Origin of the sequence: Mesorhizobium sp. B2-1-3A, from assembly GCF_006442655.1 — a bacterium.
Taxonomy (GTDB): Bacteria; Pseudomonadota; Alphaproteobacteria; order Rhizobiales; family Rhizobiaceae; genus Mesorhizobium.
The window spans coordinates 96707-110416 of the sequence record NZ_VFWK01000006.1 but is presented as its reverse complement, the minus strand read 5'-3'; the positions used below and the strand labels follow the sequence as shown (position 1 = coordinate 110416).

Here is a 13710-nt window from a genome sequence, read left to right as displayed (position 1 = left end):
CACCCGGTCAACACCGCCGCCGAACCAAGTTGCGTCGGCAAGCTCATGATTTTGCATCCCGCGACAGGAGCCCATCGGCGGTGACGGCAAGCACCAGTATCAACCCCTGAACCAGGTACTTGATCTCGGTGGGGGCACTGAGCAGCGAAAGCCCATTGGTGATGCTGCCGATAAGCAAGGCCCCAAGGAGGGCTGCCCATACGGACCCACGGCCGCCAAAAAGGCTGGCCCCGCCGATGACTGCGGCGGCCACCGCCTCGAGCAAGAGCGTTCCGCTGCCGGATTGAGCGGAAACCCCCAATGTGCGTGACGCGGAGATGATGCCGGCAATGCCGGCCAGCGCGCCAGCGATGATGAACGTGTAAATGCGGATCCGGCCGACATTGATGGCGGCGCGCCGGCTGGCCTCCACGTTCCCGCCAATGGCGTAGAGATAGGTGCCGAACTTCGTCTGGGTCGTGACATAGGCCATGATCGAGAGGAGAACGATCAATATCGCCACCGGCGTTGGAACGCCGCGATCGAGATTGAGAATGGCGACGACGAGACCGCCGGCTAGGCTCAGAGCCGCGATTGGCAGCAAAACATTGCTCGGGATTGATTGATGGATGCCGAGACGCCTCTTGTGGTTTGACGACTGGACAAGGAGCGCGGCAACCACGCCGATACCGATGGCCAGAAGCAGGTAGCCGGCCATCGGCGGCAAGAAGCTGTTGGCGATCCACTGGATATCGGTCCCCGATAGCGGGATCGACCCGCTCCTCGGCAAGAGCATCAGCAGCACGCCCTGCATGGCAAGCGAGGTGCCTAGGGTAACGATGAAAGCGGGCGCCCGGAATCTCGAGATGATCAGACCCTGGACCAAGCCGACCGCCGATCCCGTGACAATTGCCGCCAACAGGCACAGCCACGACGGAAGGCCGACCGTGACCAACAGATAACCCATGACACCGGATGCCACCGCACTAAGTGCGGCCACCGAAAGATCGATCTCCTTCACGATGAGAACGAGCACGAGACCCAGCGCCAGCATGGCCGTCACAACGATCTGAACGGCGAGGTTCGTCAGGTTTCGCGGTGAGAGGAAGCGGTCGTTCATCGCATAGAAGAAAGCCCAGACGAGCGCGATCGCGATAAGGACGGGGATAAACCGATACTTGCCGCTGATCCCACTCAGTATCCGTCTCTGCAGATCCCGGGAGCGTGTACGATCATTTTGCAAATTGGCCCCCTTGCTTATCCGCAGGCCTTTTGAATTGTTCATGGACTTTCCTAGGCGGCTGATGCGGACAGACCGGTGATTGCCGAGACCAGATCGTCGCGCGAGAACGTTCCACGGCTGAATTCAGCCACTTTGCGACCAAGCCGCAGGACGACAACCGTATCAGCCATCTCCTGTACATCGGCCAGGTCGTGCGAAATGACGATGACGCCATGATTGGTCTGACGAAGTCGCATGATCAACGCCATGACCTCCTTGCGCTGGGCGACCCCCAGCGCCGCCGTCGGCTCGTCGAGCAATACAACTTTCGGTTCCCAGAGCACCGAGCGGCAGATGGCGACCGACTGGCGTTGGCCCCCCGAGAGGCTGCCTACCGGCACCGTGAGGTCGCGCAATGTACTGACCCCCAGTTCGCGCAACACCTTCCGCGCCCGGCTCTCCATGTCGGCACGACGCAAACGGCCAGCGGTCAGGATCCCGCCCTGCAGTTCACGCCCCAGAAACAGGTTCTGGACCGTATCGAGATTGTCGCACAAGGCGAGATCCTGATAGACGGTCTGGATACCCAGCCGCATTGCATCATGTGGCGCGGTGATCCTGACTTTTGCGCCATTGACCCGCATTTCCCCGGCATCGGGCATGTTGATGCCGGCGATGGTTTTGACCAAGGTCGACTTTCCGGCGCCGTTGTCGCCAACCAGTGCGACAACCTCTCCAGGACGAACCGCCAAGGATACGCTTTCGAGAGCGTGGACGCCGCCGAAGTGCTTGCTGATATTTATGAGTTCGAGAACGGGCTGGCTGTTCGTGTTTGTGGAACCCATCGCGCTCACCGTCACTTGGTGCACAAGGCGCTCTTGACGGCGGGACCCGCGCAGACTTCCTCGCGTGTCAGAATTCCCTTGTCGATCAGTTCCGCCTGCACGTTGTCGCGGGTGATGAAGACGTTCTCGTTGAAGATCGCCGGAACCGCCTTCATGCCGTTATCGTAGGTCCCGTTCACCATCTTCTTTTCTTCGCCATTCTTTTCGAGAAGGGCGACGACCAGCCGGACGGCGCTGTCGGCCATCGCACGATATGGCGGCACCATATCGTTCTCGATGTTGCCGGCGAGAAGATGCTGGATCGTCCCGGCCTGACTGTCATAGCCGCCGAAAACCTTGACCTTTCCAAGCAGATCCTGTGCCGCCAGCGCGGCTATGGTGCCGTTCGCGGAACTGTCATTATGGACAAGGAACGCGTCGATATCGCCACCCGCCTGCTGCAGGCAACCGTCCGTCGCGACGCGGGCATTTTCCTCCGAGAGCTGCAGGTTGTCGCTCTTGCAGACGATCTCGACCTCGCCTTTTTGAACCAGGGGGGCGAGGACCTTCTCCGTGCCGCTGACGATCTCGCGGTCAAAGAAGAAGGATGGGTCGCCCGTAATCAGGCCAATTCGGATCGGCTTCTTTGCATCGGCCAGCGTCTTGACCGCGAAATTGGCAGCCGCCTCGCCGATCGGCTCAAACGGCACGGTGACATAGTAGTCGATGTCGCTGTTGTCGGAATTGTAGGCATACCCGACGATCGGAATGCTGGCGTCGTGCGCCACCTGCACAATGCCCTGGCTTTGATTGGGCACAGCCGGCGCCAGAATGATCGCCTTGGCGCCTTGGGTCACGGCCGCCTGGGCCTGCTCGAGTTGCCTCGACGGATCGTTGTCGGCGCTCAGAACGACAAGCTTGAGATTGGGAGCGTATTTCTTCAGTGCCTCATCCATCCCCGGTTTGTCATAGGCTTCAAACCGCGTGATTTGGGAATTGGGCGTAAGGAAATATACCGTTCCCTCGATCTTTGAGGCGACTTCCTCGGCTTGGGCCGTGAGAGCCCCCATCGCGCCCAATCCCGAAAAGGCAACCGTCAATGCGAACAGGCCGCGCGCAACATTCCTGGTGAGTTTCATACCATTCCCCTTGGTTTTCATGTTTATAAAGGATATTGGATACAAAAAAGAAAGCTGTCAAGCCGCATGGTGACGGGTATGAGGGCCTGAGCCTCAAAAAAAGCTGTTCGCCCTTGAGCAGGCGCGACATGACGCAGATAGCTGAGATGCTTCGCAAGCGGAGTGGCCGCCGCGGAATAACGGACGACGCGCCTTGACGACGGCGCCGCGCGATCGCGAGGCGATCGGGCGATTGGCCTGAATGCTGGCGCGCTGACCGTAACCAAACCGGGAGCGGTTGCCCGATACGATCCGTCCTGAATGCGATACCCACCGCCGGCTTTCTTCGCGGCGGCGCGATGAAGGGCCGCTTGTCCAATTATCCCCGGCCTTTTCCGCTTCGATCGCCACATCAGGGCGCCTGTCGTCGCGGACCAACTTGACGATCGGCTGGCTATGAGCAATTGTCGACTAGTATACCAGTTGGAGTTGCCATGCTTGAGATCCTTGTCCGGACCCCGCAGTTGCTGGAAGTTCGGCAGGGCGCGATGCCCGCGCCCGGTCCTGGCGAGGTCGTCGTGCATGTCAGCCGGGCTGGCATCTGCGGCTCCGACATTCACATCTTGCACGGCTCCAATCCGTTCGCCGTCTATCCGCGCATCATCGGCCATGAATTCGCGGGCACCGTAACCGCGCTCGGCCGCGATGTGACCGGCATCGCGGCCGGAGACCGCGTGGTGGTCGATCCCGTGGTGTCGTGCGGCCACTGCTATCCCTGCCGGGTCGGCCGCTCCAATGTCTGTGCCAATCTCGAAGTGATGGGCGTTCACCGCGATGGCGGTTTTCGCGGCTTCGTGGCAGTGCCGGCTGCCAATGCCATACCGATTCCGGCGAACATGCCGTTTGGGCTGGCGGCACTGGCCGAGCCGTTTTCCATCGCCGCCAATGTGCTTGATCGCACCGGCTGTAGACCCGAGGACACGGTGCTGATCTATGGCGCCGGCACGGTCGGCGTCACCGTGCTGCAGGTCGCCAAGCTCAAGGGTGCCCGTTGCATCGTGGCCGATATCGATGAAGCGCGCCTGGAGCGAGCGCTTCGCTTCGGGGCCGACAGGGTAATCCACTCCGTACGCGATCCGGTGCCGGCCGCGGTGCGCACTGAAAATGATGGCCTTGGCCCGACGCTGGTCATCGACGGCGCCGGCATTCCCGCCCTTCTGGACGAGGCTTGCCGCCTGGCCAGTCCGGCAGGCCGCATCGGCCTGCTCGGCTTTTCGGATGCCCCGTCCAACCTCAGCCAGCAGGAAGTGGTGCGCAAGGAACTGGCCATCGTCGGTTCCCGCCTGAACCGCCGGCTGTTGCCGCGCGTCGTCGAATGGCTAGCCGACGAGCGGCTCGATCCGCAAGACATGATCACGCAGGTTTTCGCCGCGTCGGAAGCGCGCGCTGCCTTCGATCTGATCGAGCGGGAACCGCAGCGAACGCTCAAGGTTCAGCTGGATTTTTCTTAGACTAGACCAGCGCCACGGCGCGCAGCGGCGATCCGGTGCCGCCCTCGATCGGAAGCGGCAGCGTGATCAGGAAACACAGCGGCGGCATTTCGCCTAGCCGGGCGAAATTCTCGCCGATTAGGACGCCAGCCGAAAGCAGCGTATTGTGCGCCGGGAAATCCTCGCTGCCGAAACAATCGACCGACAGGCAATCCGAACCGACAATGCGCACGCCACGCTCGACCAGCAATTCGCAGGTCCGCCGCGACAGGCCGGGCCAGTCGGCGAGAAACGCGGCGTGCTGCGCCGGATCGTCCCAGAATTGGTCCCAGCCGAAATGGAAGAACACGGCGTCGCCTTGCTGTATGCGGCCATGCTCGGCCTCGAAAGCGAACACATGCCCCGGCTCGACCGCTTGCCGGGGCTGGCAGCCACGAGCATCGATTGTCACCATGCGGCCGAAGAACCGTTCGACCGGAATGTCCGAGATGGCGGCGCCGCCGCGGATGAAATGGACCGGCGCGTCGAAATGCGTGCCGGTGTGCTCGCTCATGGCCAGTGCGTGATTGCAGGCGACGTCGCCACGGTCGTAGGATTCCACCATCTTCTGGCAGTAGTGCGGGTGCGTCGGCCACACCGGCATGCCAGGCTTCATCGGATGTGTCAGGTCGACTAAGGAGACCGCCTTTGTTTCGAACAGGTCAGCGAGGGTGTCGGTGGCGGATGTCATCTGACGCGCGGCCTCGGCACCAGAGCGACGATCAGGATGATCAGCACGCCGGTCAGAAGGAAGCGCACGCCTGCCTGGATGCCGAAGGTGTTGAGCATGGTGGACATCAGGTTGAAGAACAATGCGGCCCCCCATATGCCGATGGCGTTGGCCTGTCCACCGGCGACGCTGGTGCCGCCAAGCACCACCACGGCGATCGATTCCATCAGATAGGCATCGCCCATGTTGAGGGCTGCCCCGCCGCTGAAGCCGGCAAGCAGGAAGCCGGCTAGCGCGGCGGCCGTGCCGCACAGCATATAGGCCATCAGCCGCACCCGGGCGACGTTGATGCCGGCAAGCCGCGCCGCCGGTTCGCTCTGGCCGGTGGCCAGCAATTGCCGGCCCCAGACCGTGCGTTTGAGGGCAAACATCGCAACGAGGGTTAGCGCCATCACGACTATAGGCATGACCTGCACACCCCCCAGGCTCAACGAGGTGAAGCGGGAAAGGCCTGCCGGCGGCTTCAGCGTCGCCTGGCCGCCGAGATTGAAGGCAAGCGACTGGAAGACGAAGCTCCAGGCAAGCGTGGCGATGATCGGCGGCAGCCTGAGCGCGACGATGGCAAGGAAGTTCGCGGCCCCTGCGAAGGCGCCGACGGCAAGTGCTGCAAGCAGGCCGGGCAACAGCATGCCATCGGCCCCTTGCATGACCGTCATCGACACATAGGCGGCGAGCGTCAGCACGGATGGCACGGACAGGTCGATATTGCCCGGTCCGGAGGCGACCACGAACATCTGCCCGGTTCCCACCACGACGCTGAAAGCCCCGAAGGCCAGCGCACCCGAAAGCGTGGCGCCGGCGCTGCCGATACCCGAATAGGCCGATGTCGCCATCCACATGGCGAGCGCCACGACGAAGCCGTACGTCCACGGCGCGAGGCTCAACCTTCGGGTCATCGCGCCCGCTCCGACAACAGCACCCGCCCGGCCAGGACGAGAAACAGGATAATGCCCTGGGCACCGATCTGCCATGTCGGCGGCACCTGCAGGAAGGACAAAAGCGAGCCCGCGAGCGACAGCGTCAACGCACCGATCACCGTGCCGACCGGCGAGACGACCCCGCCGGTGAAAGCGCCGCCACCAAGGATGACCGCGCCGACGCCGAGCAGCGTATAGGCCGGCGCGACATTGGCGTCGCCCGATGTGGTGAGGCCGGTCAGCGTCAGCCCGGCCAGACAGGCGAGCAGGCCGGCTGAGGCATAGACCGCGACGCGGATGCCGATAACGGACCAGCCGGCGCGCTCGACGGCGCGCGGATTGCCGCCGGCGCCGCGCAGCACCGCGCCATAGGAGGAGCGCGAGATGACGAGATGGCCGGCGAGCGCGGCCAGCGCCGCCAGCCAGATCGACAGCGGCATCAGAGGCGGCTGCCAGCTCATGAACGAAGCCAGCCATGCCGGTGCCGAGCCACCCGGCGCCGGCAGCAGGATGACGGCGATGCCAAGCCAGATGAAGGACATGCCCAGCGTCACGATGATCGACGGCAGTTGCCGTGAGTGGATGAGCAGGCCGAAGCCGGCATAGGCGGCGACGAGGACCAGATAGCACAGCAGCGCGAGCGCAGGCGCGTCCTGCAGATAGAGCGCGGTGACGCAGGTGACCAGCCCGACAAAGGCGCCATTCGAAAGATCGATGTCGCCCAGCATAATCACCATCATCTGCGCCAGCGCGGCGAACACCAGCGGCACCGAGAGCTTGAACAACAGGTGGAAGCCGAAATAGCTCATCGCCGCCGGGCGAATGCTGAAGATGATGGCAAGCATGACCAGCAGCGCGATCGCCGGCAGGCCGACCTGCAGGGCATTGAGCAAGGCCGGGCGCGCCTGGGAAGACGAACGGGCAGCAACACGGGCAGCCGCGTCAGACATGCTCGCCTCCGAATGACGCCTGCAGGATACGGCCGGTCTCAATGGCGTCGCCTTCCAGCCTGGTCACGGCGCGGCCTTCGCGGAAGACATAGATACGCTCGCAATTGGTGAGTTCTTCGAGCTCGGTGGTGTACCAGACGAAGGAACGTCCGCTCTCGGCCTCTGCACGGATCAGCCGGTAGACTTCCTGCTTGGTGCCGACATCGACGCCGCGCATCGGATCGTCGAGAAAGATCACTTGCGCGTCGGAGGCCAGCGCTCGGGCGAACAGCACCTTCTGCTGGTTGCCGCCGGACAGCGACAGGATCGGCGTGTCGATCGAAGGCGCCTTGACCCTGAGCCGGTCCGACCAGTTGCCGGCCAGCTTGCGGGCGGCGGCGCTCGAGATCATGCCGCCGCGGGTCAGCGCATTGAGGCTGCGGATGGTCAGGTTGTCGGCGATCGACCACAGCGCGAAGACGCCCTCCGAGCCGCGATCGCCGGCGACATAGGCACCAGGTAAGGCTTCCCGTTGGCCGCGCGCGGCATAGAACATGGCGCGCAGCCGGTCGCGCTGGCCGTGACCGTCAAGCCCGGCGAAGCCGATGATCTCGCCCTTGCCGACTTCGATGGTCAGATCGGCGGTGTCTCGGCCGGCATGCCGGATCACCGGGGCTTGCGTCGGGGCCGCCTTGCCGACGGAACGGTCGTGCGGCCGTTCGATGCTGCCCATCAGCTCGACCAATGCGGCGCGCGACAGGCCGGCTGTCGGCCGCTCGGCAACCACCTTGCCGTCGACCATGACCACGGTGCGGTCGCAGACGGCGAGGATCTCGTTCAGGCGATGGGTGATCAGGATGCAGGCGATACCGCGTCCTGCGGCGCGACGGATATGGGCGAGCAATTGTTCCGTCGCCTCATGGCCAAGCGCCGACGTCGGCTCGTCGAGAATGACGCAGCGCAGCCCGATGTCGGTTTGCGTGAAGGCGCGGGCGATCTCGACCATCTGTCGCTCGCCGATCGGCAGGTCGGCGACCTTCCTGTCGAGGTCGATGCCATGGCCGGGGAATATCTCGTCCAGCGCCGGGCCGATCACCTGGCGCGCGCGCCGGCGCCAGCCCAGACCACGCAAGGGCCTGTGCACGATGCGGGTGTTTTCCGCCGACGTCAGGTTGGCGCACAGCGACAGTTCCTGGAAGATGCAGCGCAATCCGGCTTGCTGGGCTCTGGCCGGGCTCCAGGCACCAATCTCGCTCCCGCCAAGGCGAAAGCTGCCGCTGCTGCGCTCGATCGTGCCGGCCAGCACGTTCATCAGCGTCGACTTGCCGGCGCCGTTGTGGCCGACGATGCCGACGACCTCGCCGGGTTTCAGATGAAAATCCACGCCGCCCAGGGCATGCACGGCATCATAGTGCTTGCGGACATCGCGCACCTCGATAAAGGGGCTGTCCGCATCACTTGCAGTGGCTGCGTCCGTCCTGGGCGGCGTGGGATCGTTCATCATTCAGCCATGCTGCTCATTTCGGCGCGGGAACGCCCGGCAGGGGCTCCTTCTTTACGTTTGCGTCGATGATCTTGGCCACCAGTTCCTGTGGGTACTCGGCATTGACCACGCCGCCCTCGGGAACTGTCTTCAGCCACGCGTCGAGATCCGGCTGATTGATCTGCAGCAGCGGCACTTCGACGAATTTCGGCACCTGCTTGCCGGCCAGGATCTGCTGCGCAACCCAGAACGCGACCTGGGAGACGCTGGGCGTCGCACCCAGCGAGAAGGTTTCGTAGCCGCCGGCGTCGTGCTCCTGCTTCCACAGCGCCAGTTCGTCCTGGCGGTTGCCCATGATGATGATCGGCAGCGGCCGGTTGGCGGCCTTGAATGCCTGCGCGGCACCATAACCGTCGCCGCCCTGCGTCAGCACCGCATCGACCTGCGGCAGCGATGGCAGGATGCCCGACACTTCCTTCTGCGCCACCGTCGCCGTCCACTGGCCATAGACCTCGCCGACAGCCTTGTAGCTGGCGTGAGCCTTCATCGCCTTCTCGACGCCTTCATGCAGACGCTTGTCGAAACCGTCGCCGGCCATGCCGCGGATTTCGAGGATGTTGGCCGGCTTGTCGCCGAGCTTGCTTGAGATGAAATCGAGTTCGGCCTTGGCGTAGGAATCGAGATTGTAGTCGACGACGTAGGCGCAAGGCTCGGTAACGCCGCTGGCGAAAGCGACGACGGTGATGCCGGCGTTGCAGGCATCCTTGATAGCGCCGTTGAGCGCGGTGTCGGAGCCGGCAAGCACGATGATGGCGTCATAGCCCTGCAGGATCAGGTTCTCGATCTGCGAGGCCTGCTCGGTCACTGAATTGTTCGAGCTGACGACGGTGGTCGAAGCGATAAGCTTGTCGGCCACGGCCTTGGCGCCCATCTCCTCAAAACTCTTGATCATCACCTGGCGGAAGGAATTGCCGGCATAGGAATTGCTGAAGGCGATCTTCTTGCCCGAAGTGTCGCCCTTGGCGACGCCGTCCTCGGCCTGGGCGCCTGTCGTGGCAAGGGCCGTGCAAGAAAGCAGCGCCGCGATAAGCAAGGTTCTTCCAGTTGTTCTGGTTCTGCTCATTTTCGTTCTCCTCCTGTTGAAAGTCATAGCGTCCTCCCACCGACCATTTCGAACGAAAAAATCACCCCAGCCCGAGATCGGGCACGGCGGCGTCTCGATGGTCGGCGAAATTCGTGTTGGGTAAAAGCGGATACCAGCCTGGGCGGCCGGGATCGCGGTCATAGGCATAGCCGCCCAGAGAGCGGTAGAGCTCGGCATATGTCTGCAGCTTGTCGCGATCGAGTTCGACGCCGAGGCCCGGTGCCTCCGGCACGGCGATAGCACCGTTCTCGTAGCGCATCTTGCCGCCGACGATGATGTCGTCGGCGAGATGGTGGTAGTGCGCGTCGGCCGTGAAGACGAGATTGGGCAGGACGGCGCCAAGATGCAGCATTGTGGCTAGCTGGATGCCGAGTTCGCCAGAGGAATGCACCGCGATGCCGAGGCCGAAGGTGTCGCAGATCTGGGCGGCGCGCACGCAGGCGCGAATGCCACCCCAGAAGGTGGTATCGAGCAGGATCACATCGACGGCGGGATCCCGCACATTGGTGGCGAGCTGTTCGAAATCGATGACGATGGTGTTGGTCGCGAGCGGAATGGAGAGCTTTTCACGCAAGCGGCGCATGCCGGCCAGCCCCCAGGTCGGGTCCTCGAAGTAGTCGTTCCTGAGGCCCGAGATGGCCTGGCCGAAACGCAGCGCCTCTTCGACCGACAGGGCTGCGTTGGGATCGTAGCGCAGCGTGTCGCCAGGGAATTCCGCGGCGAGCGCCCTGTAGCACTCCAGCTCGTAGTCGGGATGAAACACGCCCGCCTTGAGCTTGTGGGCGGAAAACCCATGCTCGGCCTTCAGGGCACGGGCGTGGTCGAGCAATTGCTCGATTGTACGCACCTCGCCCTTGCCGTTGCGGCGGTCGGCATAACGGAAGAACAGATAGGAGGCGAAGCCGATCGAGTCACGCACGCGTCCGCCAAGCAACTGGTAGACCGGCACGCCGAGCTTCTTGCCGACGATGTCGAGGCAAGCGAATTCGAGCGCTGCGTGCAATTGCGTGCGGTTGTTGTAGAGCGATGCCGTCGGATTGCAGATGGCGTAGCGCATGCGGTTGAGATCGAAGGGATCGTGGCCGACGAGGTAGGGCTTCAAGCCGGCGAAGGCCAGCTCGGCGCCGGCGCCGCCGCCACCCATCTCACCGAGGCCGACAATGCCTTCGTCCGTCTCGACCTCGACAACGGTGCGGACAAAGCGCCCCCAATGCGTGCCGTTGCTGTGCCGCAATGCTGCTTCCAGCGGGACGGTGACGGTGGTGGCCTTGATGTCCGTAATCTTCATGCCGGCTCCTCTCCCCTAGCCGAGTGGCGTTCTACACACTACCATGGTAGTATGTCAACAACGGTCCCGATTGTTGCTTGGCGCTTGAGTTGCGGCGTGCGCAGTGTCATGACCGGAGCCGCACTGGCAGCCGCAGAACGGATTCGTCATGGGGAAGATTTCGGGGGAGGCTAGGTCCCCAAGGAACAAAGGCGCCGCGCCGCGCGAGCCGTCGCGCCTGCTGGAGCCGGTCAACAACCGCATGCCGATCTCGCCGCAGATCTACGAGCGCCTGCGCCGTGCCATTACGACGCTTGTAATGCTGCCGTCCGAAGCCTTGAGCGAACAGGATTTGGCCCAGCAACTCGGCGTCAGCCGCACGCCGGTGCGCGAAGCGCTGATCCGGCTCGCCGATGAGGGCTTGATCGACATCCTGCCGCAGCGCGGCAGCTTCGTCGCTCCGATCCGGCTAAGCGACGTCGAGGAAGCTCAGTTCATTCGCGAGGCGCTCGAAGTTTCGGTTGTGCAAAAACTCGCCGGGCATGGTTCTGAGGGGTTCGTCGCTACTGTCAGAGCCAACCTCGCCATGCAGGCGAAAGCTGTGGCGGAAGGCGACCGCGAGCTGTTCCTCGAGCTCGACGAGGCGTTCCACCGAAGCCTGTGCGAGGAGGCCGGCCTGCCGAAGAGCTGGCGGGTCATCCAGGTGGTCAAGCTGCAGATGGACCGCGTGCGCTATCTCAGCCTGCCCGAGCCCGGCCATCTCGAGACGCTGCTGGCCCAGCATGTGGCGATCTTCGAGGCCGTGGAGACCGGCGAGGTCAAGCAGGCCGGCGCCCGCATGACGGCGCATCTGCGCGAAGTGTTGCGCACCGTGCAACGGCTCAGCCTGGCGCGGCCTGATCTTTTTGGGCGGTGATTTGGGGGAGATAGGTGACTTTGAGTCCTAGGTCCTCCCACTGACGAATACATCCCGCGATCGATACGCGACATTGAAGAGGCAGATGCTCGACGGGCACGGCCACTTCGCTGAATCGGGCAGCCAAGCGCCGGCAGGCCGCGTCGCTTCGATTCGATGCATAGTTCCCGCGCGCCACTGCCCGTCGGCAGCGGCGCGCGGAATCTGTTCGCCCTGCGGGATGCTTCCAGTTGCCCGGGCAGCCTCGGCATAAGCCGAGATAGGCAACCACCCACGAACAGGAGATCGCGTTCGATCGCCATGCCGAATGTAATTCCGAGAGGCTGTCGAGATCGGCCAAACCGAATAGGGTATCGCCATCCTCGTCGAGTTCGGCCGCAAGTCAGGTACCCGCATCGACCGGGCTGAAGAATTGGCCGCGATTATCAAGACCCTGACCTCTGCAGGGACCCTTCGTCGGCAATGGAAATAGCCGCCCCTCAAGTGGAGGTAGCGAGCAGGATCTTCCTCTTCGCGCCTTCGTCCCATGGCCTCGCAGAGGCCATTTGTATCACAATAGGTAGCACGATTTGTGACACAAAATCGCCTTCAGGGCAGGCCTGGAAGCCGGCAGTCAGGATTTTGCAAAGCAAAAACAGCCACTTAAGGAATAAGCCGATGGTACCGTTGGCTGGGATCGAACCAGCGACCTCCGGATCCACAATCCGGCGCTCTAACCAGCTGAGCTACAACGGCACATTTGCCTGGGCGTGATCTCGTCGGAAACGCGTTCCACTTGACCCACTCTGTCGTTCGGCGATGCGTCCTTACGGGCTTATGGATTTTAATTCAAGGCTTTTGCGAAGCAAAGACCACTTCCCCACATGTCGCCGCGTCGAGCAGGATCCACCGGGCAAAGAAAAAGGCCGGCGGGAGGAGGTGCCGGCCTTTTCCTGTTACGAGCCAGCGGGAGGAGGTGCTGGCTGGTCACCCCGGGGAGCAGAGGGAGGAGGTTCCACTCGCCGGGTATTCCTTGATGGCTGGCATCATACGCTTGATCAGTTTGAAGAAAATGCGACCTTTTGTTGCATCTCCTGATCTTGCGTAAATATTAGGCAGCCTTAATGTCCTTGATCGCCTTCTCGAAGGCGGTCTTGATCGGCTTGGAGACGTCTTCGGCCGCCTTGGAAGCGACAGCCTGCAACTCCTTGGCCTGCTCGACGGACAACTCGACGCGCTTGCGCAGGAAGGCGGTCTGCAGTTCGATGACTTCCGACAGCGACTTGGCGCCGATAAGGGCTTCGAGATGCGAGAAACCGGCTTCGGCATTGGCGCGCAGTGCCGCGATGGTCTTGAGCGACAGGTCGCTGGAAACGGTCTTGGCAGTCTCGTAGGTCGACTCCAGAGCCTTCTGGGTCTCCTCGGCGCCGGTCTTGAGCTTGGCATAGGCCTCTTTCGACTGCTCAACGCCCTTTTCGGCGAAAGCGCGGATCTGGTCGGTGGCCTTGGAAGCGTCGAAGCTCGGGAATTCAACGTTTTCGATGGTCTCGGCAGTCTTGGTCCTGGACATTTTCCATCCTTTCAGCGGCAGCGGCTTTGACAGAAAGCCGTCTCGTTCATGTATGATGTCAATATAAAGGCAAATTTTGTGCATTGCAATATCTTTGTTGCAG

At 62.8% G+C, this 13710-nt stretch carries 12 protein-coding genes, 1 tRNA gene and 1 pseudogene; 2 read left to right on the top strand and 12 right to left on the bottom strand.

All coding sequences use genetic code 11. From position 1 onward, the window contains the following. Positions 1 to 43: 43 nt before the first annotated feature. The 4 genes and pseudogenes from FJ977_RS25055 to FJ977_RS36435 form a co-directional block, all read right to left on the bottom strand. Entirely contained in the window at positions 44 to 1264 is a 1221-nt protein-coding gene (locus FJ977_RS25055) for an inner-membrane translocator (protein WP_140774856.1), read from the bottom strand. Between the two features lie 8 nt (positions 1265 to 1272). After that, entirely contained in the window at positions 1273 to 2070 is a 798-nt protein-coding gene (locus tag FJ977_RS25050; RefSeq protein ID WP_246683328.1) for an ATP-binding cassette domain-containing protein, read from the bottom strand. Beyond that, a complete protein-coding gene (locus tag FJ977_RS25045; RefSeq protein ID WP_181180058.1) occupies positions 2058 to 3164 on the bottom strand; it encodes a sugar ABC transporter substrate-binding protein in 1107 nt (368 codons plus the stop codon). The genes FJ977_RS25050 and FJ977_RS25045 overlap by 13 nt, the downstream gene beginning before the upstream one ends. 131 nt (positions 3165 to 3295) lie before the next feature. Continuing rightward, a pseudogene (locus FJ977_RS36435) lies at positions 3296 to 3556 on the bottom strand (type VI secretion protein); the annotation flags it as partial. A gap of 81 nt (positions 3557 to 3637) precedes the next feature. On the opposite strand from FJ977_RS36435, the gene FJ977_RS25035 reads away from it, so the two are divergent. Next, entirely contained in the window at positions 3638 to 4654 is a 1017-nt protein-coding gene (locus tag FJ977_RS25035) for a Zn-dependent oxidoreductase (RefSeq protein ID WP_140774854.1), read from the top strand. A 1-nt stretch (position 4655) separates the two neighbouring features. On the opposite strand, the gene FJ977_RS25030 is transcribed toward FJ977_RS25035, so the two are convergent. The 6 genes from FJ977_RS25030 to FJ977_RS25005 all read right to left on the bottom strand — a co-directional run bounded on the left by FJ977_RS25030 (position 4656) and on the right by FJ977_RS25005 (position 11163). Then, positions 4656 to 5363 (bottom strand): cyclase family protein, encoded by a 708-nt coding sequence (locus tag FJ977_RS25030; protein WP_140774853.1) that lies wholly within the window; start codon positions 5361 to 5363, stop codon positions 4656 to 4658. Continuing rightward, entirely contained in the window at positions 5360 to 6298 is a 939-nt protein-coding gene (locus FJ977_RS25025; protein ID WP_140774852.1) for an ABC transporter permease, read from the bottom strand. Before FJ977_RS25025 ends, FJ977_RS25030 begins: the two co-directional genes overlap by 4 nt. After that, a complete protein-coding gene (locus tag FJ977_RS25020; RefSeq protein ID WP_140774851.1) occupies positions 6295 to 7269 on the bottom strand; it encodes an ABC transporter permease in 975 nt (324 codons plus the stop codon). The genes FJ977_RS25025 and FJ977_RS25020 overlap by 4 nt, the downstream gene beginning before the upstream one ends. Continuing rightward, positions 7262 to 8752, bottom strand: a complete 1491-nt coding sequence (locus tag FJ977_RS25015; RefSeq protein ID WP_246683327.1) for a sugar ABC transporter ATP-binding protein — start codon at positions 8750 to 8752, stop codon at positions 7262 to 7264. The genes FJ977_RS25020 and FJ977_RS25015 overlap by 8 nt, the downstream gene beginning before the upstream one ends. A 13-nt stretch (positions 8753 to 8765) precedes the next feature. Continuing rightward, positions 8766 to 9854 (bottom strand): ABC transporter substrate-binding protein, encoded by a 1089-nt coding sequence (locus tag FJ977_RS25010; RefSeq protein WP_140774850.1) that lies wholly within the window; start codon positions 9852 to 9854, stop codon positions 8766 to 8768. A gap of 61 nt (positions 9855 to 9915) precedes the next feature. After that, on the bottom strand, positions 9916 to 11163 hold the full coding sequence (locus FJ977_RS25005; protein WP_140774849.1) for an enolase C-terminal domain-like protein: 1248 nt from the start codon (positions 11161 to 11163) through the stop codon (positions 9916 to 9918). Between the two features lie 148 nt (positions 11164 to 11311). Here FJ977_RS25005 and FJ977_RS25000 point away from each other — a divergent pair, with 148 nt between their 5' ends. Beyond that, on the top strand, positions 11312 to 12058 hold the full coding sequence (locus tag FJ977_RS25000) for a GntR family transcriptional regulator (RefSeq protein ID WP_140774848.1): 747 nt from the start codon (positions 11312 to 11314) through the stop codon (positions 12056 to 12058). Positions 12059 to 12716: 658 nt separating this feature from the next. Here the strand turns inward: FJ977_RS25000 and FJ977_RS24995 are convergent. Both FJ977_RS24995 and FJ977_RS24990 read right to left on the bottom strand, forming a co-directional pair. Next, positions 12717 to 12793: transfer RNA gene (locus FJ977_RS24995), tRNA-His, on the bottom strand. Positions 12794 to 13148: 355 nt separating this feature from the next. Then, positions 13149 to 13607: a phasin gene (locus FJ977_RS24990; protein WP_056566362.1), complete on the bottom strand. Its 459-nt coding sequence runs from the start codon at positions 13605 to 13607 to the stop codon at positions 13149 to 13151. Positions 13608 to 13710 lie beyond the last annotated feature (103 nt).

What these genes read in the sequence shown, in the direction of transcription:
- FJ977_RS25055 (WP_140774856.1), bottom strand. Translation starts at nt 1,264, where the DNA reads ATGAACAATTCAAAAGGCCTGCGGATAAGCAAGGGGGCCAATTTGCAA.
- FJ977_RS25045 (WP_181180058.1), bottom strand. Translation starts at nt 3,164, where the DNA reads ATGAAACTCACCAGGAATGTTGCGCGCGGCCTGTTCGCATTGACGGTT.
- FJ977_RS25035 (WP_140774854.1), top strand. Translation starts at nt 3,638, where the DNA reads ATGCTTGAGATCCTTGTCCGGACCCCGCAGTTGCTGGAAGTTCGGCAG.
- FJ977_RS25030 (WP_140774853.1), bottom strand. Translation starts at nt 5,363, where the DNA reads ATGACATCCGCCACCGACACCCTCGCTGACCTGTTCGAAACAAAGGCG.
- FJ977_RS25025 (WP_140774852.1), bottom strand. Translation starts at nt 6,298, where the DNA reads ATGACCCGAAGGTTGAGCCTCGCGCCGTGGACGTACGGCTTCGTCGTG.
- FJ977_RS25020 (WP_140774851.1), bottom strand. Translation starts at nt 7,269, where the DNA reads ATGTCTGACGCGGCTGCCCGTGTTGCTGCCCGTTCGTCTTCCCAGGCG.
- FJ977_RS25015 (WP_246683327.1), bottom strand. Translation starts at nt 8,752, where the DNA reads ATGATGAACGATCCCACGCCGCCCAGGACGGACGCAGCCACTGCAAGT.
- FJ977_RS25010 (WP_140774850.1), bottom strand. Translation starts at nt 9,854, where the DNA reads ATGAGCAGAACCAGAACAACTGGAAGAACCTTGCTTATCGCGGCGCTG.
- FJ977_RS25005 (WP_140774849.1), bottom strand. Translation starts at nt 11,163, where the DNA reads ATGAAGATTACGGACATCAAGGCCACCACCGTCACCGTCCCGCTGGAA.
- FJ977_RS25000 (WP_140774848.1), top strand. Translation starts at nt 11,312, where the DNA reads ATGGGGAAGATTTCGGGGGAGGCTAGGTCCCCAAGGAACAAAGGCGCC.
- FJ977_RS24990 (WP_056566362.1), bottom strand. Translation starts at nt 13,607, where the DNA reads ATGTCCAGGACCAAGACTGCCGAGACCATCGAAAACGTTGAATTCCCG.